The following is a 23,081-nucleotide window of genomic DNA, read 5'->3' as shown; positions in this document are numbered from 1 at the left end:
TTTGCCCTTCTGGCAAAAAGAAAGGCGCGCAGGGGGTACTTTGCGCGCCTTTAGTTTGTGTGGAATACGGGGAGCCATAATCCACAGGGTGAACCGGATGGACGTCAGGATGATCTAGTGCGTGATCGCCTGGGTCAGGGTGACGATATTGAAACCCTGTCGGGCGAAAATTCTGGTTTGCTGTTCGATGCTGTCACGTTTGGTGTCGGGGTCGTGATCAAGGCTGATGCAGCCAATCGGGATCAGGGTGGCATCGCGCCGGGCAAGCGTCAGGATATCTTCCGCAATGTGGTCTTCGTGAAAGACGATATCGGCGGTTTCAATCGCGCGCGCGATGCCGTGCGGAAGATCAAAGGCAGTATCGGCATGGATTTCGGCATTCATGATCTGCCCGCCGGGGACGGTCGCACTGCTGCCATCGGGAACGAACTGGCGCAGGGCATGGTCAATATCGCTGTCGCGTGGGGTGCCGGTCGGGGTTTCTTGCAATCCGCGCTGGAAAAAATGGGTCCAGAACCGCTGGCGTGACACATTGTCATGAAGGTGATCGGCGACCTTTTGCCGCGCATCGCGGGCAATACGGGCCAGTTGTGCCATGGATGCCGGAAGAACGGTTTCAAGGCGCTGCCGGATGATGCGTGCAAGCGCCGGGGCGCAGGCGCCGGTTGATATCGTGATCATTACCGGTGCGCGATCAAGGATTGCCGGCACGATGAAATCGCAATGCGGGGTCTTGTCGACCACATTCAAAAGGATGTTTCGCCGTCTGGTCGCGGCCTGCACCCGTGCGGTCAAATATGGATCATCGGCGGCATCAAATACCATGACCGCCCGGTTGATCATGGTGTCGACGAAGGGCGCGCTTTCCCAAACGATCCGCCCTTCGTCCACCATCACGGCAATGTCGTCGCAGATTTCGGGTGCGACGACCGTGATCTTTGCCTGACTGCGCACAAGCAGGCGCAGCTTGCCAAGTGCGACTTCACCGCCGCCCAGCACCAATACCTTTTTGCCGGTCACATGTATGAAGGCCGGAAAATAGGCGAAGTTTTCAGATGTCGCAGCATGGGCAGCAACATCTGGCGTAAGCCCGCGATTATTCTGCGGCGCGCGGTAATGCGTCATCGAGAATCTCCTTTATTTCCGGCAGGCACGAACCGCACCCGGTCCCGGCCTGGAGCAAACGGCCAATATCGGCGGCGGTTACGGCATTCTGATCAGAAATGGCACGGCTGATGGCCGCCAGCCCGACCGAGAAGCATGAACAGATCAGGCGATCATTGATTGCGCCCGCATCGGGCATCCGCCCGGCCAGAAGGGCATTGCGTTCCAGGGGAGCGACCTGATCGGTTGCCAGCAGGTTTGAAACCCAGTCACGGCCAAGGGCCGGGCGGTCCGGGCCGATGAAAAGGGCGCCGGTAACGCGATCACCGTTCAATCGGGCATAACGATGAACGCCCTTTTTGCTGTCGCTATATTCAATGACCTGTTCGTCATCCTCATTGGCCGCAATCGGCAAAAGGGACTTGAACATCATCGGTTCGGACCCGGCGATTTCATAAATCATGCTGCCCGGCCCGGTCGCCGCCACCCAATAGGGCAGGCTGCCAAGGTCAACCGGGGTACTTGAAAACAGCAATCCCTGCCATTTCGGGGCAAATGGTTCGAGGGCAACGGGGATATGTTTGCTTTCGGGCTGGCCGGAATGGGGATCAACATTGGGGGGCAAAAGCCGACCGATCCCGCCTGCTGCCGAAAAGATATCGTTCCAGTGCATGGGAATGAAAACCTGTCCGGGCATTTGCGCATCTGTGACCAGAACCCGCATCAGGGACGCGCCATGGCTGCTTTTGATCCGGGCAATGCCACCATCCGAAAGCCCGAATTTGGCGGCGTCCTTTGGGTGGATTTCAAGCAGCGGTTCCGGACGATGGGCCGAAAGACGTGCTGCTGTTCCGGTGCGTGTCATGGTGTGCCATTGATCGCGGTACCGGCCGCTATTGGCAATCAGCGGGAAGTCGCGACTGGTTCGGGATTGCGGCGCAATATGCGCAACTGCCAGCATTTTGGCCCGACCGCTTGACGTGGTGAATATGCCATCACCATAAAGCCGTTGGGAGCCGCTGGCCGGTTGATGTTTGCGAGAAGCCGGCCATTGAAACGGTTCCATCGCGTCATAGGCCGATTTCCTGGCCTTATGCCAGATGCCGATATCAAAGGCCCGCATGCCGTCATTTTCAAATTCCGAAAGGGCGGCATGTTCGGCAAAGATATCGGCGGGATCCTTGTACTTGAAAGCCTTGCCATATCCCATGGCACGCGCGACTTCGGTCATGATCCACCAGTCGGGCTTGGCATTGCCCTGGGCCTCGCGGAACGGGCGTTGGCGCGATATGCGCCGTTCGGAATTGGTGACGGTGCCCGATTTTTCTGCCCATCCGGTGGCGGGCAGTTTGATATGGGCATGGCGCAATGTGTCGGTGTCATTGACGACATCGGATGCAATCACCAGCGGACAACGTGACAGGGCAAGGCGCACACGATCCGCATCCGGAAGGCTGACTGCCGGGTTGGTTGCCATGATCCAGACGGCCTTGATTTCGCCGGTTTCAATGGCGCGGAACATGTCGACCGCCTTGTATCCTTCGCCCGGTTCAAGGGCATCGGATTTCCAGAACCGTCTGACGCGATCAATATCGACCGGATCATTGGGGTTCATATGGGCGGCAAGCTGATTGGCGAGACCGCCAACTTCGCGTCCGCCCATGGCGTTGGGTTGGCCGGTGACGGAAAACGGGCTTGAACCCGGTTTTCCGACCCGGCCGGTTGCCAGATGGCAATTAAGGATCGCATTGACCTTGTCCGACCCGCTAGATGATTGGTTCACGCCTTGTGAAAATACCGTGACGGTACGATCAAAGGCCGAGAACCAGTTAAACAACGTTTCCAGTTTTCCCAGACCTGAGCCGGTTTCATCGGCGCTGTCTTGTTGGTCGAGCCCGCATTTTTGTGCGGTTGTCTCGATGTCCGGGCAGTCGGCCCGGGCCTCTGCCACGGCCTGTTCATAGCCGCTGACATGGCGGGCGACGTAACGAAGATCGGTATTGCCCGTCTGGTCAAGCCAGGCCAGCAAACCGTTAAACAGGGCAACGTCGCTGCCCGGTTTGATGGCAAGGTGCAAATCGGCAATATCGCAACTTGCCGTCCGTCTTGGATCAATCACGACAATCTTGGTGCCGTGCTTTTCCCTGGCCGCACGCAGGCGCTGATTAAGCACCGGGTGGCACCATGCCAGATTTGACCCGGTCAGAATGACCAGATCGGCGATTTCAAGGTCTTCGTAACATCCGGGCACCACATCCGCGCCAAAGGCACGTTTATGCCCGACCACGGTCGATGCCATGCAAAGCCTTGAATTGGTATCGATATGGGGTGACCCGATGAAGCCCTTGATCAGTTTGTTGGCGACATAATAATCCTCGGTCAGGAGCTGACCGGAGACGTAAAAGGCCACCGATTTCGGGCCATGTTTTTCAATGGTATCGCGCAGGCGATTGGCGGTCTCGGCAATGGTGGTTTTCCAGCCGACCTGTTTGCCATCGACTTCGGGTTCAAGCAGGCGAAAATCGCGTTTGGTCTCGGCCATGATGGTATCGATCAACGCCGCCCCCTTGGAGCAGATGCGCCCAAGGTTTGCGGGGTGGTCGGGATCGCCGCCGACAGCCCATCCGTCACGGGTTGGCGAAATGATCAGGCCACAGCCAACACCGCAATAGGGGCAGGTTGTTTTGACCTCATCCCGCATGGCGCAATCCAGCTTGCAGTTCGGTCAGGCCAACCCGCACCATGCCGTCAATGACCTTGCATTCTACCTTGGCAGCACAGCCATCATCGGGGCCCTGTGCCTCGCCGGTTTCAAGCGAAAACACCATGTTATGAAGCGGGCAGGTGACGAAATGGCCATGCACGATGCCTTGTGCCAGGGGGCCTTGCTTGTGCGGGCAGCGATCAAGCAGGGCAAAGATCTGATCATCAAGGGTTCTGAAAATCGCGATGCGATCGGTTTGGGTTTGCAGGGTACGCGCGCCTTGCTGCGGGATATTGGCAGCGGGTCCGACTTCTACCCAGGTCAGATTGTTCGTCATCTGTCTTACTCCGCTGCGACCATCGAAAGGGGTTTGAATTCGTGGGCGTCAACGCCCTCGGATGCGCGTTCGGCCCATGGGTCTTTCTGGGCGGTTTGCTGACTGATCATGAATCGATCAAACAGGGCCTTGCGATTTTCGGCATCATCCACAACCCGTTCCTGAACATGTTTCAGGCCAACGCGCTCGATCCACGGTGCGGTGCGTTCCAGATAACGGGCCTCTTCGCGGTAAAGCTGGATGAAGGCACCGCAATATTCCTTGACCTCTTCATCGGTTGTGACCTTGCACAGAAGTTCGGTCGCGCGGACATGGATGCCGCCATTGCCGCCAACATGCAAATCCCAGCCGCCATCGGTTGCCACCACGCCGAAATCCTTGATGGTGGCTTCGGCACAGTTGCGCGGACAGCCCGAAACGGCCATTTTGAACTTGTGGGGCATCCAGGATCCCCAGGTCATTTTTTCAAGTTCGACCCCCATGCTCATCGACATCTGGGTGCCGAAACGACACCATTCCTGTCCGACGCATGTTTTGACGGTCCGAAGCGACTTGCCATAGGCATGACCCGATACCATGCCCGCGGCATTAAGATCGGCCCAAACCGCCGGAAGGTCTTCCTTTTTCACACCCAAAAGGTCGATGCGCTGACCGCCGGTAACCTTGACTGTCGGGATGTCGAATTTATCGGCGACATCGGCAATCGCGCGCAGTTCGCGCGGGTTGGTCAGGCCACCCCACATGCGTGGCACCACGGAATAGGTGCCGTCTTTCTGGATGTTGGCATGCACGCGTTCATTGATGAAACGTGATGCGCCATGATCGACATATTCCCCCGGCCATGCAGCCAGAAGATAATAGTTCAATGCCGGGCGGCAAACATGGCACCCATCGGATGATTTCCATTCCAGTTCCTGCATGATGGCGGGCATGGTTTTAAGGCCCTTGGCAATGATCAGGCGGCGCACGCTGTCATGATCATGATCGGTGCAGGTGCAGATCGGCTTGACCGTTGCGGCCTGATAATCACCGCCAAGAGTTGCGGCAAGCAGGTTTTCAACCAGTCCCGCACATGATCCGCAGGATGCCGATGCCTTGGTGTGGCCTTTGACCTCATCAAGGGTCGTCAGGCCCTTTTCGGTGATAGCAGAAACGATGGAACCTTTACAAACGCCGTTACAGCCACAAATTTCTGCGTCATCTGGCAGGGCTGCAACGGCGTCAAGAGGGTTTCCGGCGGATCCCCCGGCAAACGCCTGACCAAAGGCAAGGGTGTCACGCAGTTCCGTAACATCCTCGCCATCTTTCATCAGTTGGAAATACCAGCCACCATCGGTGGTATCGCCATAAAGAACCGCGCCCTTGATCTTGCCGTCTTCAAGGACGATGCGTTTGTAAACGCCCCGTCCGGCATCGCGGAACACGATTTCCTCGGTATTGCCGCCACCTGAAAAATCACCGGCGGAAAAAACATCAACCCCCGTGACCTTAAGCTTGGTCGAGGTGACCGACCCGGCGTAGCCATCGGTCGCAATCTCGGTCAAATGATCGGCACAGGATTTCGCCATTTCAAACAGCGGGGCGACAAGGCCATAGCACTGGCCGCGATGCTGCACGCATTCGCCAACCGCAAAGATCGCCGGATCACTGGTGGTCATGACATCGTCAACGACAATGCCACGTTCGACTGCGATGCCGGTGTCTGCGGCAAGGCGCCCGTTGGGGCGAATGCCAACAGCCATGACCACCAGATCAGCCGGGATCATGCGTCCGTCCTTAAGACGCACGCCGGTTACGGTTTCCGTTCCGACGATTTCGGCGGTGTCGGCCTCGGTAATTACAGTGATGCCGCGCCGTTCAAGTTCCTGTGCCAAAAGGTAACCCGCAGACGGATCAAGCTGGCGTTCCATGACGTGCCCTGCCAGATGCAAAACCGTCACATCCATGCCGCGTGCCTGAAGTCCGACCGCGGCTTCAAGACCCAAAAGCCCGCCGCCAATCACAACGGCCGGGCCGCCCTTGGCCGCAGCACCCAGCATGACGTCAACATCATCGACATCGCGGAAGGTAACAACACCAGAAAGTTTGTGGCCGGGAACCGGAATGATGATCGGGTCCGAACCGGTGGCCAGCAACAGGCGGTCATATTCGGTTTCCGTGCCGCTTTTGGAAATGACGACCTTGCGGATGCGGTCAATTTCAACAACCGGGTCGCCGGAATAAAGATGGATGTTGTTTTCGCGATACCATTCCGGGGTGTTGATGACGATTTCGTCAAAATTCTTTTCGCCCGACAGCAGGGGCGAAAGCATGATGCGGTTATAGTTCACACGCGGTTCGGCACCGAAAACCGTGATGTCGTATTTGTCCGGTGCGCGGTTCAGGATTTCTTCGACCGTTCTCATGCCGGCCATGCCGTTGCCAATGACAACCAGGCGGGATTTTGCGGCTTTTATGTTTGCAGGGACGTGGTTCATTTGTCTCTGGCTCCTCGTCGCGGGATGCGAAGTTGGCACAAAAAAAAACGCCCGATGCGGCCTGCTCTTTTAAAAGGCATTTCGCAACGGACGTCGTTATCCGGTGAACCCGTCTTTGGATTCTTTATATATGCAATCGGCTTTTCGGCCGGAGCCGCAGGCGACACTGCCCGCGCTCATACCCCGATATATTCAAGTCCCGTGCCAAAATGGGAAACGGGGAAAATTATCTTGCAACCGTCTGTAATTTAACGGGGATTGCAATCCGGATGGTTGAGTTGTTATGCGGGGAATGATCGTATTTGATCAAAAAATAAACAGCGCAAAATCGACAAGATTAAAAAATGTGCAAAATTTCGAAATTTGCAAAAATTCAAAATCGCTGTTTGCAGGCGCGTTCGTCCAAAACCATTGGATTCCAGCAATTTGCAAATTTTATCCCGCATCGCGGGAAAACTGGCGCGCTGTTTGCAGCATGTCATCCCGTGTGAGCAGCTTTGACGAAAGCAGGCCCAACGACGGGTGGCTCACAGTTCTTCGTCCAACGGCGGACGATCAGACGTTTGGAGCAGCAGCGCGATGGACGCGCAGCCTTTCCGATACGAATGACGGGTCGCCTGCGGAATCCATCAGATGAAGCAAGAGGCCCATGGGGAAAAACCGTCGGTCGTACACAGCATCTCGCAAGCTCTGCGCGACCTAAACGAAGGGCTTCACATTATGGAAATCAAGAACAAGGCTACACGCATAAATCTTTTCAGTCTCAAGACTGTTCAGATGCGGACTTTTCACCTGACCTGGCTTTCATTCTTCCTGTGCTTCTTTGGCTGGTTCGGGATCGCGCCTTTGATGCCGCTGGTACGCGATGATCTTGGACTTACCAAAAGCGAAATCGGCAGCACCATCATTGCATCGGTTGCCATCACGGTTCTGGTGCGGCTTCTGATCGGGCCGCTTTGCGACAAGATAGGCCCGCGCAAGACCTATACCGGGCTTCTGGTTCTGGGGTCGCTTCCGGTCATGCTGATCGGTCTTGCCGACAGCTATGAAACCTTCCTTTTGGCGCGTCTTGCCATCGGGGCGATCGGGGCATCGTTTGTGATTACCCAGTATCATACATCCATGATGTTTGCCCCCAATGTCGTCGGTACGGCAAATGCCACGACGGCCGGCTGGGGTAACCTTGGCGGTGGTGTCACCCAGATGGTCATGCCGCTGATCCTTGCCATGGTGCTTGGGTTCGGGGTTGCGGAAACCATGGGCTGGCGTCTGGCGATGGTGTTCCCGGGTGCGATCATGCTGGTGGTTGCCGTTCTTTACTGGGTCTTCACCACGGATTGCCCGGAAGGCAACTATGACGAGATGCGCAAAAGCGGCGCGCTCAAACCCGAAGATGATACCGCCGGTGCTGCCAAGGGCATGATGGCCGCGGTTTCCGATTACCGCGTCTGGGCATTGTTCCTAGTCTATGCTGCCTGCTTTGGTGTTGAGCTGACCATCAACAACATTGCGGCGATCTATTTCTTCGACAAGTTTGAGCTGTCGCTGGCAACGGCGGGCATGATTGCCGGTCTGTTTGGTCTGATGAACATTTTTGCCCGCACGCTGGGCGGTGTGTTTTCCGATAAATTTGCCGCCAAGGGTGGCCTCTCGGGGCGCGTCAAATTCCTGTTCATGGCGCTGTTCATCGAAGGTGTGGCACTTGTTGCCTTCTCCCAGATGGAAGCACTGGCTGTTGCGGTTGCCGTGATGATCGTCTTCTCGTTGTTTGTGCAGATGTCCGAAGGCGCGACTTTCGGGATCGTACCGTTTGTCAATCGCAAGGCACTGGGTTCGGTTGCCGGTATCGTTGGTGCCGGTGGCAATGCCGGTGCGGTTGCGGCGGGCTTCCTGTTCAAGTCCGAAGAACTTACCTATCAGGAAGGGCTTCTGTATCTGGGCTGTGCCGTGATCGTTTGTTCGTTCGCGGCCCTGGCGGTGCGGTTCTCAGCTGCGACCCAGGCCGAGGAAAAAGCACGGTTTGAAAGCGCACAGGCCGAACGCCTGGCCGCGTCATCACCGGCGCAGGCAGTACCGGCGGAATAAGGTTTCCGCCAATCAGATCTTTTCGGGATGCGGTGGATATCGCATCCCGGACATCAATCCGGATCCGAAAACGGGACGGAAATTAAAAACAAAAGAGAGACGCGACCACCCGGGTTGTCAGGGAGTTAGAGTTAATTTTGGTAAAGCTGGAAGAATATAACATTCTGGTAATTGACGAGAATCCCGATCGCGCAGCCATTGTCGAACGTGGCCTGGTCGAAAGCGGATATGCCCGCGTCGCCCGTATCGGGACGTCACATAATCTGGTCGAACGCATTCAGGCGCTGGCGCCTGATATCATCATTATTGATCTGGAAAACCCGGACCGTGACACGCTTGAACAGATGTTTCAGGTGTCGCGCGCCATTGCACGCCCGATCGCGATGTTTGTTGATCAAAGCGACGCCTCAATGATCCAGGAAGCCGTATCGGCCGGGGTCAGTGCCTATGTGGTGGACGGCCTGCGACAGGACCGCATTCGTCCCATCGTCGAAATGGCGATATCGCGCTTCAATGTTTTTGATCAGCTCAGACGCGAACGCGACGAGGCGCAGGCAAAACTCAATGAACGCAAACTGATCGAACGGGCCAAAGGCATCCTGATGAAGGAAAAAGGCCTGTCCGAAGAAGATTCTTATGCGCTGTTGCGCAAGAACGCCATGAAACAGAATCGCAAGATTTACGAGATCGCCCAAAGCGTCATCACGGCGTTTCAGTTGGAGTTTTGAGGAATGGCTGAAAAGGTTCGTCTTGGTTTTGTCCCGCTTGTTGATTGCGCCATACCGGTTGTCGCGCGCGCGATGGGCTTTGCCGAGCAGGAAAATATTGATCTGGAACTGGTCCGTGAAATGTCATGGGCGGCCATTCGCGACAAGCTGTCCTATGGCGTGTTCGAAGCAGCCCATCTTCTGGCAGGCATCCCGATTGCCGCCCGTCTTGGCCTTGGCGGGGTCCCGGTTCAGCATATTGTCGTGCCAATGGCATTGGGGCGCGGCGGAAATGCCATCACGGTTTCGACCAGACTGTATCAGCGCATGCTTGAAGCCGACCCGGCGGCAATGCATGGTCCGCGCGGACTTTCGGGCCGCGCCCTTAAAAAGGTGATTGATGAAGATCGCGCTGCGGGTCGGCCGGTCATGTCCTTTGCGACGGTATTTCCGTTCTCCAGCCATAATTACGAGCTGCGCTACTGGATGGCGGCGGCCGGGATTGATCCGGATCGGGACGTGAATATCGGTGTGATTGCCCCGCCGCGCATGTTTGACAGTCTGCGCAATGGCTGGGTCGATGGTTATTGCGTCGGTGAGCCCTGGAACCAGCGCGCGGTATTTCATGGCGATGGCGTGATTGTCGCGCTTAAGGATGATATCTGGCCGCGCAGCCCGGAAAAGGTTCTGGGCATTCGCGAAGACTGGGTGAATTCCAGCCCGGAAACGGTATCGGGTCTTGTCCGTGCCCTTGTGCGTGCCGCCGAATGGGCCGATCAGCCGGGCAACCGTTCCGAGCTGGCGCAAATGTTGTCCGAGGAATCCAATGTCGGCGCGCCCTATGAAATTCTTAAGGCGTCGCTGGGCGGGCGGCCGGTTCTGCGCCCGGGCGAAGCCCCGACCGATATCCCCGATCGCCATGTGTTTTATCGCTATACCGCCACTTTCCCGTGGCTGTCGCAGGGAAGCTGGGTTGGCACACAGATGAAACGCTGGGGACAGGTGCCTGCGGATTCCGATCTTAATTCCGTGGTGCGCCAGGTTTATCGCCCCGATCTGTATCGCGCGGCGGTGGCTGATCTTGATGTCGCAGTGCCCAAACATGACTGGCGGGTCGAAGGCGCAAATGATGCCGATGACCGGTCCTTTGTCGGGCCGGACAGTTTCCTTGATAATACGGTTTTTGATCCGGAAAAGGTCAGCTGATCGGCGCTATCGGGAAGACGGGCTCGGGATCAGGTGCCAAAACTGTCCGTGCGGAAAACGCCCGGGCGGACCGCATCGATGGCCTCCATGATCTGGCCGGGAATGAATACCCGGAAAGTGGCGCCCTGACCTGGCGGACTTTCGGCCCATATTTTTCCCTGGCAATGTTCGACAACATGGCGGGCAATCGCCAGTCCAAGGCCCGACCCGGATGGTTTTGGCTGATCATCGGCATATTTGCCGCTGCGCGAAAACTTGTCGAAGATGGTTTCAAGTTCGGTCTGGGCAACCCCGCGGCCATTATCGGTAATCGATACCAGATATCCGCCATCCATGGCCTCACCGCGTACCGTGACGCTGGGATGGTCGGGATCGGCAAATTTGGCGGCATTGGACAAAAGATTGATAAACACCTGTGTCAGGCGGTCGCGATCAACATGCAGCAATACCGACTGACGTGAAAACTCGGTCGTGAGCTGCACGGCGCGACTGTCAAACAGTCCCTTGACCGCTTCGACACTTTCATCAAGTACGGTACGCGGATCGACATCAACTGCGCGCCAGTCTGAATGTCCGGCTTCAAGTCGGGCCAGATCAAGATGGTCATCAATCAGGCGGGTCAGGCGTTCGCTTTCGCGGACAATGATCGACAGGAAATGTTCGACCTTGTCATGTTCAAGGTTGGGAGTATCGACCAGAATTTCCGAAAATGACCGGATCGATGTCAAAGGTGTCCGGAATTCATGGCTGACCATGGTCAGGAATTCATCCTTAAGCCGGTCAAGCTCCTTGAGCCGGTCATTGGCGGCCCGCAATTCGGCGGCGGCTTTTTCCAGTTCATGGGATTTTTGTTCAAGCCGCTGGGAATATTCGATCACATGTGATGTTTCTTCAAGGATCTCAAGGACTTCTTCAAGACTGACCATTTCGCCCTTGGCAACCGATGACACCATCACGCGCGCCGATGCTGCCCCGATGGATCCGGCAAGCAATCGTTCGGTAAAGGCGATCATATCGGCATCTGCTTCGCCTTTGCCGCGCCAGGATGTGTCTTTTTCCCAGCCGAATTCGCGGAACGAATGAAAGGCGCGTTCGCGTCCCAGAAACCGTTCAACCAGTTCATACAGATCATCAATCGATGCTGATGATCGCCAGATTACCGTGTCTTGTCCTTTGCGTGAAAAGGCATCGACAAACAAAGTCGCCTGAATACGTTCAAGTGCGCTTGGCTGGGTGAACAGGCTGATCAGCACGTAAAAGGCGGTATTAAGCGAAATCGACCAGATCAGCGCATGGGTCAGCGGGGCAAATCCGGTCAGGCCCAGCAGGTTTTCGGGCCGCAACCACGGATGCCCGAATGCGCCGTTCTGGATCAGGGCCGGGTCCATCCAGCCACTATCGGCAAGGGATGGCAGCAACAGGGTATATCCCCAAAGCGCAAAGCCGACGACAAGCCCGACCTGCGCGCCGGTTTTGGTGCCGCCTTTCCAGTAAAGACCGCCAATCATGATCGGAATGAATTGCGCGGTGGCGGCAAAGGAAATCAGCCCGATTTCTGCCAGTGCATCGGTGGCCCCCGCCGACCGGTAATAGGCAAAGCCCAAAAACACCACGACAACAATCGATGCGCGGCGGATGAAAATCAAAAGTCCGGTCAGATCATCGCGTTCGGTCAGGCGCAGCGGCTTGATACGCAAAAGTGCGGGGACAATCAGGTCATTACAAACCATGGTCGACAATGCGATGGTGGCGACAATCACCATGCTTGTGCTGGCCGAAAGCCCGCCGACATAGGCCAGCAGTGCCAGCATCGACTGGTTTTCAAACAATGGCACGGAAATGACGAAAAAGTCCGGGTCCGCCCAGGCGGGCAGGGCGCCAAGCCCGGCAAGGGCGATGGGCAACACAAACAGGTTCATCAACAACAGATAAAGTGGAAAGGCCCAGCTGGCCGTGGCAAGATGGCGTTCATCGACATTTTCAACAATGATCACCTGAAACTGGCGGGGCAGGCACAGGATTGCCGCCATCGACAGCATCATAAGCGTCAACCAGCGCGGCGCGCTGTCTTCGCGCAAAAGCAGCAATTGCGCCGTATCGGGATTGGCCGCGGCCTGCGCAAACAGATCACCGATCCCGCCATACATCACAAAGCAGACAAAAATACCGACCGCCAGAAGGGCGAACATCTTGACCAGACTTTCAAAGGCGATGGCGGCAACCATGCCTTCGTGATGTTCATCGGCATCAATAAAACGCGTGCCAAACAGAATGCCAAACAGCGCCAGGCCAAGGGCCGCCCAGAAACCGCTATCGGAAAAGATCGAAAGACTGTGCTGCGCGGTTTCGACCATACCATGGTCCCAGACGGTCAAAACCGTATAGCTGGTTGCAATCGCCTTGAGCTGAAGCGCGATATAGGGCGTGGTGCCGACAGCCGCGATCAAGGTGACAAGCACGGAAAGCTGGGTGCTTTTGCCGTAACGCGATGAAATGAAGTCGGCGATGGAGGTGATGCGATGGGCCTTGGAAATGCGCAGCATCTTGCGCAACAAAAACCACCAGCCCAGGAAAATCACCGTCGGACCAAGATAGATCGTCAGATATTCCAGCCCGTTGCGCGCCGCCGTTCCGACCGCGCCATAAAATGTCCAGGATGTGCAGTAAACCGCAATCGACAGGGTATAGACCGTCGGGTTCCGGACCCAGGAATGGCCATCACGGGCCCGTTTGTCGCCCCACCAGGCAATGGTGTAAAGCAGCCCGACATAAAACAGCGAAACGAAAATCACCAGTTCCGAGGACAGCATTTTTATCGCCCCTCGGATTGTGCCGCGTTGCGCAGGGCGCGCGTCAAAAGCGCGCAAAATATGATCAGAATTCCCCAGCCGGCAAAGAAATAGACAAACAGGATCGGCAACCCGAATACCATGCCATCAAGGGAAAACATCCCGACAAGTGGCGGTATCCAGAGAAACAGGGCGACCAGCATCAGGGCAAGCGCACGTTCTGTCAGTCTGCGGGGTGGCGTGATGGGAATGTCTCCTGATTGTCGGTCGGAAAACGGTCTTTATGCGGTGTTTTCAGTTATCTGCCCGTTCAAGCAGGGCGCGCACCCGCGACACCACATCGCGGGTCGAAAACGGCTTGGTGACAAAATCGTCAACGCCAAGTTCCAGCCCCTTGCGCCGGTCGACTTCGCGGGTCTTGGCTGTCAGCATCATGATCGGGATCAGTTTGGTATTGGCATCGCTGCGCACCGCGCGCACGACTTCGAACCCGTCACAGCCGGGCATCATGACATCAAGCAAAACCATGTCTGGCGCATCGCGGGCGATCATGGAAATCGCGGTCTGGCCGTCGGTGGCCACACGCACGTCATAGCCTTCCTTTTCCATAAGAAAGCTTAGGGATTCGACAATGGTTTCCTCATCTTCAGCAATCAGGACCTTTGGTCTCTCATTCAAGGACATTCTCCCCGATTTTTCTGATTCTTATGATGGTAATCCTATCTGTTAATTTAAGGAATTATAATGCTACTTTGGGTGGGGGCAAATCTGGCGGGTTTGTGCGGTTGCCAGCCGGCAAAATGCCGGTGAAAACAACCCGCGGTACCGACTGTGCGCGCCATTACGCCCGACTGGACCGGCCATCGGCGGTGTCTGACATTTCATAGGCGCGCTGTGCGCAATCTTCACGCGGGCACTGGCGACAGGCAATGCCGACCGGAACGGCCGATTCCGGACGTTCAAGCGGCAAGGCATCGGCATAGATCACTTCATTGGCAAATGCCGTGTCGCAGCCGATCATGACCGAATGAACCGATTGCGGCGTGCCATAGCCGCCAGCCCCGGTGCGCAAGGCTCGGGCCACAAACAGATATTCGCTGTTGTCAGGCAGGCGCACGAATTGCGAAATCACCCGTTCCGGGGCCAGATATGCCTCATGCACGGCCCATCGCGGGCAGGCGCCGCCATATCGCGGCAATTGCAGGCCGGACGCCGAAAACCGTTTGGAAATATTGCCGGCAATGTCGGTGCGGATCAGGTGAAAAGGAACGCCTTCCGCGCCGGGGCGTCGCAATGTGGTCAGCCGGTGACAGATTTGCTCCCAGCTTGCCGCATAGCGTTGCTGAAGCAATTCGATATCGTGGCGCAGATCGTGCGCATCGGCCAGAAACGCATCATAGGGCAGGATAAGTGCCGCCGCGCAATAGGATATCAACGCCTCATAGGCGCGCATGCGTCCGGCTTCGCTGCTGATATTGGCGGTGGCAAGAACCGCATTGACCGTATCACCTGCTTCAAGTTTGCAGATGGTGCGGGCGGCCTGAAACCGGGCCGATGTGATCGGAAGCGCGCGCGAAATGCGCAGCGTTTTTTGTTCTGTGTCCCAGTGATATCCGTTGGTGGCAAAGTCTTCGGATGGCAGACGTTCGACCCGGATATTATGCGCACTTTCAAGGTAGTTGATCAGATCGGTCAGATAAAGCCCGCCATCGGGATCAATCTCGGGGCGCAGCCTTGCGGCACTGTCTTCAAGGGCTGGAAAGTAGTTGGCATTGTCATAAAGCAGATCATCGACTTCTTCGGCCGGGTTGTTGGCCGGGCGCCCGGCATTTCCGCGTTCAAGAAAGTTGAAGATCTCGGTCGCGGATTCCGCCAGCCGATGGGATTCCTTGACCAGTGTCGCGTTGAACCGGGCGCGCTGTTGCGGTGACAGGTTGTCATAATCATCAAAAATCTCGGCAACCGTGCGGATCGATGTGATCCGCGTCAGGATCGAATGGCTGGCCTCGGTCAGGAACGGATCGTGGCTCAGGCGTTCCGACAGGGCGTCGACCTCGTCAAGGCCGCTGCGATAGGCGCGGTACAGGGCAAGAAACGCGCTGATCATTCCCGGTGCGGCTGCAATCATAGCGGGGAATTCGCGGCTTTCGATCGGGGTATTGTAAAAAACCGGATCGGATGCGGCTTCGCTCAGATCTGCAAGCAGGCGGCCTTCTTCCGATCCCGACAGGGTGTGGGGATGGATGTCCAGAACGGCTGCGATCCGCATCAGCAACCCGCCGCCGATTGACCGGCGGTTATGTTCAATCAGGTTCAGATAGCTCGGCGAAATCCCGGCGGCTTTTGCCAGGGCATTTTGCGTCATGCCGATATCTTTGCGGCGGCCGCGAATGCGGTGTCCGATGGGGGCCTGGCGGGACATGTGGCGACCTCAATCTTGACAAAATTTACAAATTTTCATCTCTCTCGCCAATATATTTACAAAAAAATCGTTATATATCAACTCAGTGTTGATTCATTTTCAGAACGTGCCCATTGTTTTGACAGGTCGTGAAAAAAACCAACCAGAAAACAGACCTCAGATTTCTCTGAAACAGATCCCAAGACATTGGGGAGGAAAACCATGTCGGAGACTAAAAATACCCGAAATGTAACTCGTCGTACGATCCTGAAGGGGACAGCTGCGACGACCGGTGCGGCGCTGATCGGTGGCACGTTCCCGATGCATTTCATCAAGAATGCCCACGCCCAGACTTTTCGTGGCGATCCGGGTAGTTCAGGCAGTGTGAAACTCGGCTTCAACGTACCGCAGACCGGTCCGTATGCCGACGAAGGCGCTGACGAATTGCGTGCCTATCAGCTTGCAGTCAAGCACCTGAATGGTGAAGGTGACGGCGGCATGCTCAACACCATCAAGCCGCTTGAACTCAAAGGAAACGGTATTCTCGGCAAGAAGGTCGAGTTCGTGACCGGCGATACCCAGACCAAGTCCGATGCCGCACGTGCATCTGCCAAGCGCATGATCGAAAAAGACAATGTCGCAATGGTTACCGGTGGTTCGTCATCGGGTGTTGCGATTGCCGTTCAGGGTCTTTGCCAGGAAATGGGCGTCATCTTCATGGCGGGTCTTACCCACTCCAACGATACCACGGGCAAGGACAGAAAGCGTTATGGCTTCCGCCACTTCTTCAACGCTTATATGTCCGGTCAGGCAATTGCGCCGGTGCTCAAGGATGAATATGGCACCGATCGCCGCGCCTATCACCTGACGGCAGATTATACCTGGGGCTGGACCCAGGAAGAATCGATCAAGGCCGCGACCGAGAATATCGGTTGGGAAACCGTCAACACCGTCCGGACCCCGGTTGGTGCGGGTGACTTCTCGCAGTATATCACGCCGGTTCTGAACTCGGGTGCAGATGTTCTGATCCTGAACCACTATGGCAAGGACATGGTCAACTCCCTGACCCAGGCGGTTCAGTTCGGTCTGCGTGACAAACAGGTCAATGGCAAGAACTTCGAAATCGTTGTTCCGCTGTATTCGCGCCTGATGGCACAGGGTGCCGGTGATGCCGCGAAGGGCATTCTGGGGACCACCAACTGGCACTGGTCGCTGACCGATCCGGGGTCGCAGGCCTTTGTCAAATCCTTCGGTCAGGAATACGGCTTCCCGCCGTCCCAGGCTGCACACACCTGCTATGTCCAGACGCTGCTTTATGCAAACGCCTGTGAAATGGCCGGCACGTTTGCACCCTGGGAAGTCATCAAGCAGCTCGAAGGGTTCGAGTTCGATGGCGCGGGCAATGGCCCGACCCTGTATCGTGCGGAAGATCACCAGTGCTTCAAGGATGTTCTTGTGGTGCGTGGTAAACAGGAACCGCAGTCCAACTTTGACCTTCTTGAAGTCGTCAAACAGGTACCGCGTTCGCAGGTTGAGTATCCGGCCGACATGTTCGGTGGGGAGCTTGGCCCGTATCAGGTCTGATACAGCCCAAGTGATGCAAGCAGGGCCGGCCATTTCCCAGTGGTCGGCCCATTTTGCCCCTCAAGATGTCCCAACGGTCTTTTCATTAAGTCCTTTACGAATACGCGGCGGATAACTGATGGACGCTATATTTCTTCAAATTCTCAACGGTCTGGACAAGGGCGGGGCCTATGCGCTGATTGCACTTGGCCTGACTTTGGTGTTCGGCACGCTTGGCGTGGTGAACTTTGCCCATGGCGCCATTTTCATGATGGGCGCCTTTTGTGCTGTTACGCTCGAAAAAATCCTGACCTTGTCTGTGCGGGTCAAGGATGAGTCCGTGACCTTCTTTGATGCCTATAAGGAAACCCCTTATCTCGAAGTCTGGTTCGGTGAAACCGGCAAGGCAATCATTGACTGGTCCGTGCCGCTTTCGATCATACTGGCGATACCCGTGATGCTGTTGATCGGTATTGTGATGGAACGCAGTCTGATCCGGTATTTCTACAAGCGTCCGCACGCCGAACAGATCCTTGTGACCTTTGGTCTGGCCATTGTGTTGCAGGAACTGGTCAAATCCTTTTTCGGGGCCAACCCGATCCCGCAAGGTGCCCCGGATATTGTGGCGGGTTCTGCGGCAATCGGTGCGGTTTTCGGATTGGGTGAGTCGGTTGTCTATCCTTGGTGGCGTCTGATTTATCTGGCCTTCTCGCTTCTGACCATCGGGCTTGTCTTTTCGTTCCTGCATTTTACCACCTATGGGATGGTGGTGCGTGCGGGCATGGCAGACCGCGAAACGGTCGAACTTCTTGGCATCAATATCGAACGGCGATTTACGATTGTGTTTGGCATCGCGGCGGTGGTCGCCGGTCTTGCCGGGGTGATGTACACGCCTGTCCTGCCCCCGGATTATCATCTGGGCATGGACTTCCTTGTGCTGTCATTTGTTGTGGTGGTTGTCGGGGGTATGGGCTCCTTGCCCGGTGCGGTGCTTGCAGGCTTCCTGCTTGGCATTCTGCAATCCTTCTCGTCCATGACCGAGGTGAAAGACATCTTCCCGGGCATTGACCAGATCATCATTTACCTTGTTGCCGTCGTCATTCTGCTGACCCGCCCGCGTGGTCTGATGGGTCGTCGGGGCGTGATGGAGAGCTAAAATGACAAACACAAAAATCGTCTCCCCCAAGCAGGACCTTCTTTACATGGCGATCCTGTCGGTGGTGGTCCTGACCATGCCGATCTGGTTGCAGCCATTTGGTGCGGCCTATCCCGATCTGATGCAGAAATTCATGATCTTTGGCATTTTTGCCATCGGTTATAACATTCTGTTCGGGTTGACCGGTTATCTGTCATTCGGGCATGCGGCCTTTCTCGGGGTGGGGTCCTACACCGCTGTCTGGTCGTTCAAGCTGCTATCGATGAATGTCATTCCGGCTTTGATCTTTGGCACCATTCTGTCGGGTCTGTTTGCTCTTGCCATCGGGTTTGTCAGCTTGCGCCGGTCGGGGATTTACTTCTCGATCCTGACGCTGGCCTTTGCGCAGATGTCCTATAACCTGGCCTATTCGGTGCTGACCCCGATCACCAATGGTGAAACCGGTCTGCAATTGACCCAGGGTGATGCGCGTGTTCTCGACCGGATGGCCGGGATCGAAGCCGATGCGTCGCTTCCGACCCCGAACCTGTTCGGGATCGAAGGGATCGGCTATTCGGGTTTTTATATCTGTGCGGCCCTGATGCTGATTTCGTTCTTTATCTATCTGCGCATTTTCCGTTCGCCCTTCGGGCTTAAACTGCGCGCGATCAAGTCCAACCAGAACCGCATGGGTTATACCGGGTACAATACCCGACCCTATCTGATGACGGCCTTTGTCATTTCGGGGATGTATGCCGGGCTTGCCGGGTCCCTTCTGGCGGTGACCGATCCCCTTGCCGGTGCGGAACGCATGCAGTGGACGGCCTCGGGCGAGGTGGTTCTGATCACCATTCTTGGCGGCGTCGGCACCCTGATCGGTCCGCTGCTTGGTGCGGGTATCATCAAGTATTTCGAAAACATCTTCTCGGCCTTTAACGAGACGGTGCTTCTGAATGCCTTTTCGTTCCTGCCGGACTGGCTGGCGCATCCGGTTGCGGCTGTGGTCGGGTTGTTCGTTGGCGAAGGCTGGCACCTGACCCTTGGTCTGGTCTTTATGCTGATCGTGATCTTCCTGCCTGGTGGCATCATGGAAGGCATCAGCCGTCTTGCACGACTGCTCACCAACCGCAACAAGGCCGAACCGAAATCCGGCGCACATGAAAACAAAGAAAAAGAACAAGCATCGGCGGGGGAGATCTGATCAATGTCTGAATACATTCTTGATGTAACCGATGTAGACAAGAATTTTGGCGGTTTGCGTGCGCTTTCCGACATCAATCTTCGGGTCAAGGAAGGCACGGTTCACGCCATTATCGGACCGAACGGTGCCGGGAAATCGACCTTGCTGAACGTGATTGTCGGGCGTCTTGCCCCCAATCGCGGGCGGGTTCTGCTTGGCGATCAGGTTCTGACCGGCAAGCAGCCTCACGAAATCAACCAGCTTGGTGTGGCGCGTGTGTTCCAGACCCCGGAAATTTTCCCGGAACTCTCGCTTTTGCAAAATGTGATGGTTCCCGCCTTTGCCAAGCGCGATGGCGAGTTCAAGCTGGGCTTCCTCAAAAGCCTGTTTGCCGAAAACGAGATCCGCGAACATGCCGAACATCTGCTGGAAGATGTCGGGCTGATTTCGCAAAAGGACAATGTCGCGGGATCGATGTCGCGCGGTGACAAACGGCGTCTCGAACTGGCCATGTGTCTGGGACAGCATCCCAAGCTGTTCCTGCTTGATGAGCCGACGGCGGGCATGTCACGTCATGATACCAACCGCACGATTGATCTGCTCAAACGGATCAAGGAACGCGGCATGACCAAAGTGATCATTGAACATGACATGCATGTTGTCTTCAGTCTGGCTGATCGCATCAGTGTGCTGGCACAGGGGGCGATCATTTGCGAAGGCACGCCAGAAGAAGTCCGCAATGATCCCAGAGTAAAAGAAGCCTATCTCGGAGGGGAAGCAGTATGAACGCGCTGCCAAAACAGGAACCTGTCCGCAAACAGGGCGGCGACCCGGCCTTTTTCTCGGTCTATGACCTGCATGCCTATTATGGTGAAAGCTATATCGTTCAGGGGGTGTCCTTTGACATCCGCGAAGGCGAAATTCTGGCTCTTCTTGGCCGAAACGGGGCGGGAAAAACATCGACCCTGCGTGCGCTGGCCCGCATGTCGGACCCGGAAGTCAAACATGGGGAAATCTGGCTTGATCATCAGCCATTGCACACCATGAAGGCGTGGCAGGCCGCCCGTCTCGGATTGCAGCTTGTCCCCGAAGACCGCCGGATCATTCCGGGCATGACGGTTCAGCAAAATCTTGAGCTGGCCCAGATTGCCGAACCGATCGGCTGGTCGGTCGAACGCATCTATGAGCTGTTCCCGCGCCTTGGCGAAAGGGCGGAACAGGAAGCCATCACGCTTTCGGGTGGTGAACAGCAGATGCTGGCGATCGGGCGGGCTTTGGCACGCGATATCAAGATATTGCTGCTTGATGAACCGTACGAAGGTCTGGCACCGGTGATTGTTCAGGAAATCGAAAAGACGCTTCAAAACGTCAAGAAACTGGGCATCACCACCATCATCGTTGAACAGAATGCGATCGCGGCCCTGAAACTTGCCGATCGCGCCATCATCATGGATAGCGGCGAAATCGTCTTTGACGGAACCGCCCAGGCTGTTCTTGATGATGCGGAATTGCGTGACCAGTATCTGGCCATCTGATTTCCGAAAAATAGGGGGGTGTCGCCGAGGCTTTGTTGTAAGGGGGGCTTCGGGACAGGTAAGGCCGCGCCAGCAGGTGCGGCCTTTGCCATTTTGATCCTAAATATCGGGGCTGACGGCCAGTCCTTCGAAATCCTTTAACACGTTTAAAACAATCGATGTTTTGACATGTTGCACGGAATCATGGGGCAGCAGCACCTCGTTGACGAAATGCGACAGTGCTGCCAGGTCTTTGGTCGCGACTTTCAGGTGATAATCCATTTCCCCGGTCAGGGAAAATGCTTCAAGGACTTCGGGTAAATCGGCCAGAAGGCGGGCAAACCGTTTGGCATTGTCGCGGTTATGGGTGGCAAGGGTCACCGAAATCACCACCAGCAACCCCAGACCCATCTTCTGACGGTCGATATCGGCACGATATCCGCGAATGACCTTGTCTTCTTCAAGCCGGGCACGACGGCGCGAACATTGCGACGGCGATAGCCCGATCCGTTCCGACAGATCGTTGTTGGTCAGACGCCCGTCGCGCTGCAATTCCGCAAGCAGTTTAAGGTCAAGTCGATCAAGTTGCATGGTGTCCGCGCCTATTTCCGTAATTATGCATGATGTGTGCATTCAATGGCGGAAATCAACCCAAAATGCATGCACGTTGCATGCGGTTTGGCGCACGATTGGGACATAACAAGAATTCGAACAGTTCCAGAAATTCGAATGTTTCAATCAAAGGAGACTTCCGATGGGTCCGTTCCCGCATGATGCCCCCCGTGCCACCATCAGTGATGATAACCCTGCCGGAACCGACGGGTTCGAATTTGTCGAATTCGCCCATGAGGATGCCGAAAAACTCGAAACCCTGTTTGCCCGCATGGGCTATAGCCCGGTGGCCAAGCACAAGACCAAAAACATCACCGTCTGGCGTCAGGGCGATATCAACTACATCCTTAATGCCGAACCAGGCTCGCATGGGATGAAGTTCGTTGAAAAACACGGCCCCTGCGCACCGTCGATGGCATGGCGTGTGGTTGATGCCAAACATGCCTTTGATCACGCGGTGTCCAAGGGGGCGGAACCGTATCTGGGCGATGACAAGACCATTGATGTCCCGGCGATTGTCGGGATTGGCGGATCGCTTTTGTATTTCGTCGATAAATATGGCGATACCGGATCGGCCTATGACGCGGAATTTGACTGGCTGGGCGAACGCGATCCCAAGCCCGAAGGTGTCGGTTTCTATTATCTCGACCATCTGACCCACAACGTCTATCGCGGCAATATGGATAAATGGTGGGATTTCTATCGCGATCTGTTCGGGTTCAAGCAAATCCACTTCTTTGACATTGCCGGTAAAATCACCGGCCTGGTCAGCCGTGCGATCACATCACCCTGCGGCAAAATCCGCATTCCGCTGAATGAATCGACTGACGATAAAAGCCAGATCGAAGAATATCTTCGCAAATACAAAGGCGAAGGCATTCAGCATATCGCAGTCGGTACGGATGGTATCTATGACGCCACCGACAAGCTTGCGGCCAATGATCTGAAATTCATGCCCGGTCCGCCGGAAACCTATTACGAGAAATCCCATGACCGTGTGAATGGGCATGACGAGCCGATCGAACGGATGAAAAAGCATGGCATCCTGATCGACGGCGAAGGGGTCGTCGATGGTGGCATGACCAAGATCCTGCTTCAGATTTTCTCAAAAACCGTGATCGGACCGATCTTCTTTGAATTTATCCAGCGCAAAGGCGACGAAGGCTTTGGCGAGGGCAATTTCCGCGCCCTGTTTGAAAGCATCGAAGAAGACCAGATCCGCCGTGGCGTTTTGAAAGTTGATGCTGCGGAATAGGTCCGCCAACCC

General features: G+C 55.9%; 18 protein-coding genes. 9 read left to right on the top strand and 9 right to left on the bottom strand.

The window, feature by feature from the left end:
- Positions 1 to 114 precede the first annotated feature (114 nt).
- From SIB88_RS19150 to nirB, 4 genes are read right to left on the bottom strand one after another with little or no spacing between them, the layout of a single operon-like run.
- Entirely contained in the window at positions 115 to 1,125 is a 1,011-nt protein-coding gene (locus SIB88_RS19150) for a siroheme synthase (protein WP_412558817.1), read from the bottom strand.
- On the bottom strand, positions 1,097 to 3,805 hold the full coding sequence (locus SIB88_RS19145) for a molybdopterin-dependent oxidoreductase (protein ID WP_412558816.1): 2,709 nt from the start codon (positions 3,803 to 3,805) through the stop codon (positions 1,097 to 1,099). Before SIB88_RS19145 ends, SIB88_RS19150 begins: the two co-directional genes overlap by 29 nt.
- Positions 3,795 to 4,145, bottom strand: a complete 351-nt coding sequence (gene nirD / locus SIB88_RS19140; protein WP_068516984.1) for a nitrite reductase small subunit NirD — start codon at positions 4,143 to 4,145, stop codon at positions 3,795 to 3,797. The genes SIB88_RS19145 and nirD overlap by 11 nt, the downstream gene beginning before the upstream one ends.
- A 5-nt stretch (positions 4,146 to 4,150) precedes the next feature.
- Positions 4,151 to 6,622, bottom strand: a complete 2,472-nt coding sequence (gene nirB, locus SIB88_RS19135; protein ID WP_412558815.1) for a nitrite reductase large subunit NirB — start codon at positions 6,620 to 6,622, stop codon at positions 4,151 to 4,153.
- Between the two features lie 777 nt (positions 6,623 to 7,399).
- Here nirB and SIB88_RS19130 point away from each other — a divergent pair.
- From SIB88_RS19130 to SIB88_RS19120, 3 genes are all read left to right on the top strand, one after another.
- Entirely contained in the window at positions 7,400 to 8,707 is a 1,308-nt protein-coding gene (locus SIB88_RS19130; protein ID WP_250284980.1) for a NarK family nitrate/nitrite MFS transporter, read from the top strand.
- A 137-nt stretch (positions 8,708 to 8,844) separates the two neighbouring features.
- Positions 8,845 to 9,435, top strand: coding sequence for an ANTAR domain-containing response regulator (locus SIB88_RS19125; protein WP_068516981.1), 591 nt, complete (start codon positions 8,845 to 8,847; stop codon positions 9,433 to 9,435).
- 3 nt (positions 9,436 to 9,438) lie between these two features.
- On the top strand, positions 9,439 to 10,620 hold the full coding sequence (locus SIB88_RS19120; RefSeq protein ID WP_068516980.1) for a CmpA/NrtA family ABC transporter substrate-binding protein: 1,182 nt from the start codon (positions 9,439 to 9,441) through the stop codon (positions 10,618 to 10,620).
- Between the two features lie 29 nt (positions 10,621 to 10,649).
- Here SIB88_RS19120 and SIB88_RS19115 read toward each other — a convergent pair whose 3' ends face one another.
- The 4 genes from SIB88_RS19115 to SIB88_RS19100 form a co-directional block, all read right to left on the bottom strand.
- Positions 10,650 to 13,430: an ATP-binding protein gene (locus tag SIB88_RS19115; RefSeq protein WP_412558814.1), complete on the bottom strand. Its 2,781-nt coding sequence runs from the start codon at positions 13,428 to 13,430 to the stop codon at positions 10,650 to 10,652.
- Between the two features lie 2 nt (positions 13,431 to 13,432).
- The gene (locus SIB88_RS19110; RefSeq protein ID WP_068516978.1) at positions 13,433 to 13,612 is read right to left on the bottom strand and encodes a hypothetical protein; all 180 of its coding nucleotides are present in this window, start codon (positions 13,610 to 13,612) and stop codon (positions 13,433 to 13,435) included.
- Between the two features lie 91 nt (positions 13,613 to 13,703).
- The gene (locus SIB88_RS19105; RefSeq protein ID WP_369813515.1) at positions 13,704 to 14,087 is read right to left on the bottom strand and encodes a response regulator transcription factor; all 384 of its coding nucleotides are present in this window, start codon (positions 14,085 to 14,087) and stop codon (positions 13,704 to 13,706) included.
- A gap of 163 nt (positions 14,088 to 14,250) precedes the next feature.
- Positions 14,251 to 15,831, bottom strand: coding sequence for a helix-turn-helix domain-containing protein (locus SIB88_RS19100; RefSeq protein WP_228194464.1), 1,581 nt, complete (start codon positions 15,829 to 15,831; stop codon positions 14,251 to 14,253).
- A 201-nt stretch (positions 15,832 to 16,032) separates the two neighbouring features.
- Here SIB88_RS19100 and SIB88_RS19095 point away from each other — a divergent pair, with 201 nt between their 5' ends.
- The 5 genes from SIB88_RS19095 to SIB88_RS19075 all read left to right on the top strand — a co-directional run bounded on the left by SIB88_RS19095 (position 16,033) and on the right by SIB88_RS19075 (position 21,223).
- Complete coding sequence (locus SIB88_RS19095) at positions 16,033 to 17,394, top strand: ABC transporter substrate-binding protein (RefSeq protein WP_114113046.1); 1,362 nt, start codon at positions 16,033 to 16,035, stop codon at positions 17,392 to 17,394.
- 118 nt (positions 17,395 to 17,512) lie between these two features.
- Positions 17,513 to 18,529 (top strand): branched-chain amino acid ABC transporter permease, encoded by a 1,017-nt coding sequence (locus SIB88_RS19090; RefSeq protein WP_068516975.1) that lies wholly within the window; start codon positions 17,513 to 17,515, stop codon positions 18,527 to 18,529.
- Between the two features lies 1 nt (position 18,530).
- A complete protein-coding gene (locus SIB88_RS19085) occupies positions 18,531 to 19,709 on the top strand; it encodes a branched-chain amino acid ABC transporter permease (protein WP_412558813.1) in 1,179 nt (392 codons plus the stop codon).
- Between the two features lie 3 nt (positions 19,710 to 19,712).
- Positions 19,713 to 20,474 carry an ABC transporter ATP-binding protein gene (locus tag SIB88_RS19080; protein WP_101247124.1) on the top strand — a complete coding sequence of 254 codons (762 nt, stop codon included), beginning with the start codon at positions 19,713 to 19,715 and terminating at the stop codon, positions 20,472 to 20,474.
- Positions 20,471 to 21,223 (top strand): ABC transporter ATP-binding protein, encoded by a 753-nt coding sequence (locus SIB88_RS19075; protein WP_068516972.1) that lies wholly within the window; start codon positions 20,471 to 20,473, stop codon positions 21,221 to 21,223. Before SIB88_RS19080 ends, SIB88_RS19075 begins: the two co-directional genes overlap by 4 nt.
- A gap of 99 nt (positions 21,224 to 21,322) precedes the next feature.
- Here the strand turns inward: SIB88_RS19075 and SIB88_RS19070 are convergent, their stop codons facing one another.
- Complete coding sequence (locus SIB88_RS19070; protein ID WP_412558812.1) at positions 21,323 to 21,793, bottom strand: Lrp/AsnC family transcriptional regulator; 471 nt, start codon at positions 21,791 to 21,793, stop codon at positions 21,323 to 21,325.
- A 163-nt stretch (positions 21,794 to 21,956) separates the two neighbouring features.
- Between SIB88_RS19070 and hppD the strand changes: the two genes are divergently transcribed.
- Positions 21,957 to 23,069: a 4-hydroxyphenylpyruvate dioxygenase gene (gene hppD / locus SIB88_RS19065; RefSeq protein WP_412558811.1), complete on the top strand. Its 1,113-nt coding sequence runs from the start codon at positions 21,957 to 21,959 to the stop codon at positions 23,067 to 23,069.
- Positions 23,070 to 23,081 lie beyond the last annotated feature (12 nt).

This window comes from Thalassospira sp. MIT121401, assembly GCF_047125595.1.
Lineage (GTDB): Bacteria > Pseudomonadota > Alphaproteobacteria > Rhodospirillales > Thalassospiraceae > Thalassospira > Thalassospira povalilytica.
The sequence above is the reverse complement of the archived record's forward strand: the minus strand, read 5'-3'. Positions and strand labels throughout refer to the sequence as shown.

What these genes read in the sequence shown, in the direction of transcription:
- SIB88_RS19150 (WP_412558817.1), bottom strand. Translation starts at nt 1,125, where the DNA reads ATGACGCATTACCGCGCGCCGCAGAATAATCGCGGGCTTACGCCAGAT.
- SIB88_RS19145 (WP_412558816.1), bottom strand. Translation starts at nt 3,805, where the DNA reads ATGCGGGATGAGGTCAAAACAACCTGCCCCTATTGCGGTGTTGGCTGT.
- nirD (WP_068516984.1), bottom strand. Translation starts at nt 4,145, where the DNA reads ATGACGAACAATCTGACCTGGGTAGAAGTCGGACCCGCTGCCAATATC.
- nirB (WP_412558815.1), bottom strand. Translation starts at nt 6,622, where the DNA reads ATGAACCACGTCCCTGCAAACATAAAAGCCGCAAAATCCCGCCTGGTT.
- SIB88_RS19130 (WP_250284980.1), top strand. Translation starts at nt 7,400, where the DNA reads ATGCGGACTTTTCACCTGACCTGGCTTTCATTCTTCCTGTGCTTCTTT.
- SIB88_RS19120 (WP_068516980.1), top strand. Translation starts at nt 9,439, where the DNA reads ATGGCTGAAAAGGTTCGTCTTGGTTTTGTCCCGCTTGTTGATTGCGCC.
- SIB88_RS19115 (WP_412558814.1), bottom strand. Translation starts at nt 13,430, where the DNA reads ATGCTGTCCTCGGAACTGGTGATTTTCGTTTCGCTGTTTTATGTCGGG.
- SIB88_RS19110 (WP_068516978.1), bottom strand. Translation starts at nt 13,612, where the DNA reads ATGCTGGTCGCCCTGTTTCTCTGGATACCGCCACTTGTCGGGATGTTT.
- SIB88_RS19100 (WP_228194464.1), bottom strand. Translation starts at nt 15,831, where the DNA reads ATGTCCCGCCAGGCCCCCATCGGACACCGCATTCGCGGCCGCCGCAAA.
- SIB88_RS19095 (WP_114113046.1), top strand. Translation starts at nt 16,033, where the DNA reads ATGTCGGAGACTAAAAATACCCGAAATGTAACTCGTCGTACGATCCTG.
- SIB88_RS19090 (WP_068516975.1), top strand. Translation starts at nt 17,513, where the DNA reads ATGGACGCTATATTTCTTCAAATTCTCAACGGTCTGGACAAGGGCGGG.
- SIB88_RS19085 (WP_412558813.1), top strand. Translation starts at nt 18,531, where the DNA reads ATGACAAACACAAAAATCGTCTCCCCCAAGCAGGACCTTCTTTACATG.
- SIB88_RS19080 (WP_101247124.1), top strand. Translation starts at nt 19,713, where the DNA reads ATGTCTGAATACATTCTTGATGTAACCGATGTAGACAAGAATTTTGGC.
- SIB88_RS19075 (WP_068516972.1), top strand. Translation starts at nt 20,471, where the DNA reads ATGAACGCGCTGCCAAAACAGGAACCTGTCCGCAAACAGGGCGGCGAC.
- SIB88_RS19070 (WP_412558812.1), bottom strand. Translation starts at nt 21,793, where the DNA reads ATGCAACTTGATCGACTTGACCTTAAACTGCTTGCGGAATTGCAGCGC.
- hppD (WP_412558811.1), top strand. Translation starts at nt 21,957, where the DNA reads ATGGGTCCGTTCCCGCATGATGCCCCCCGTGCCACCATCAGTGATGAT.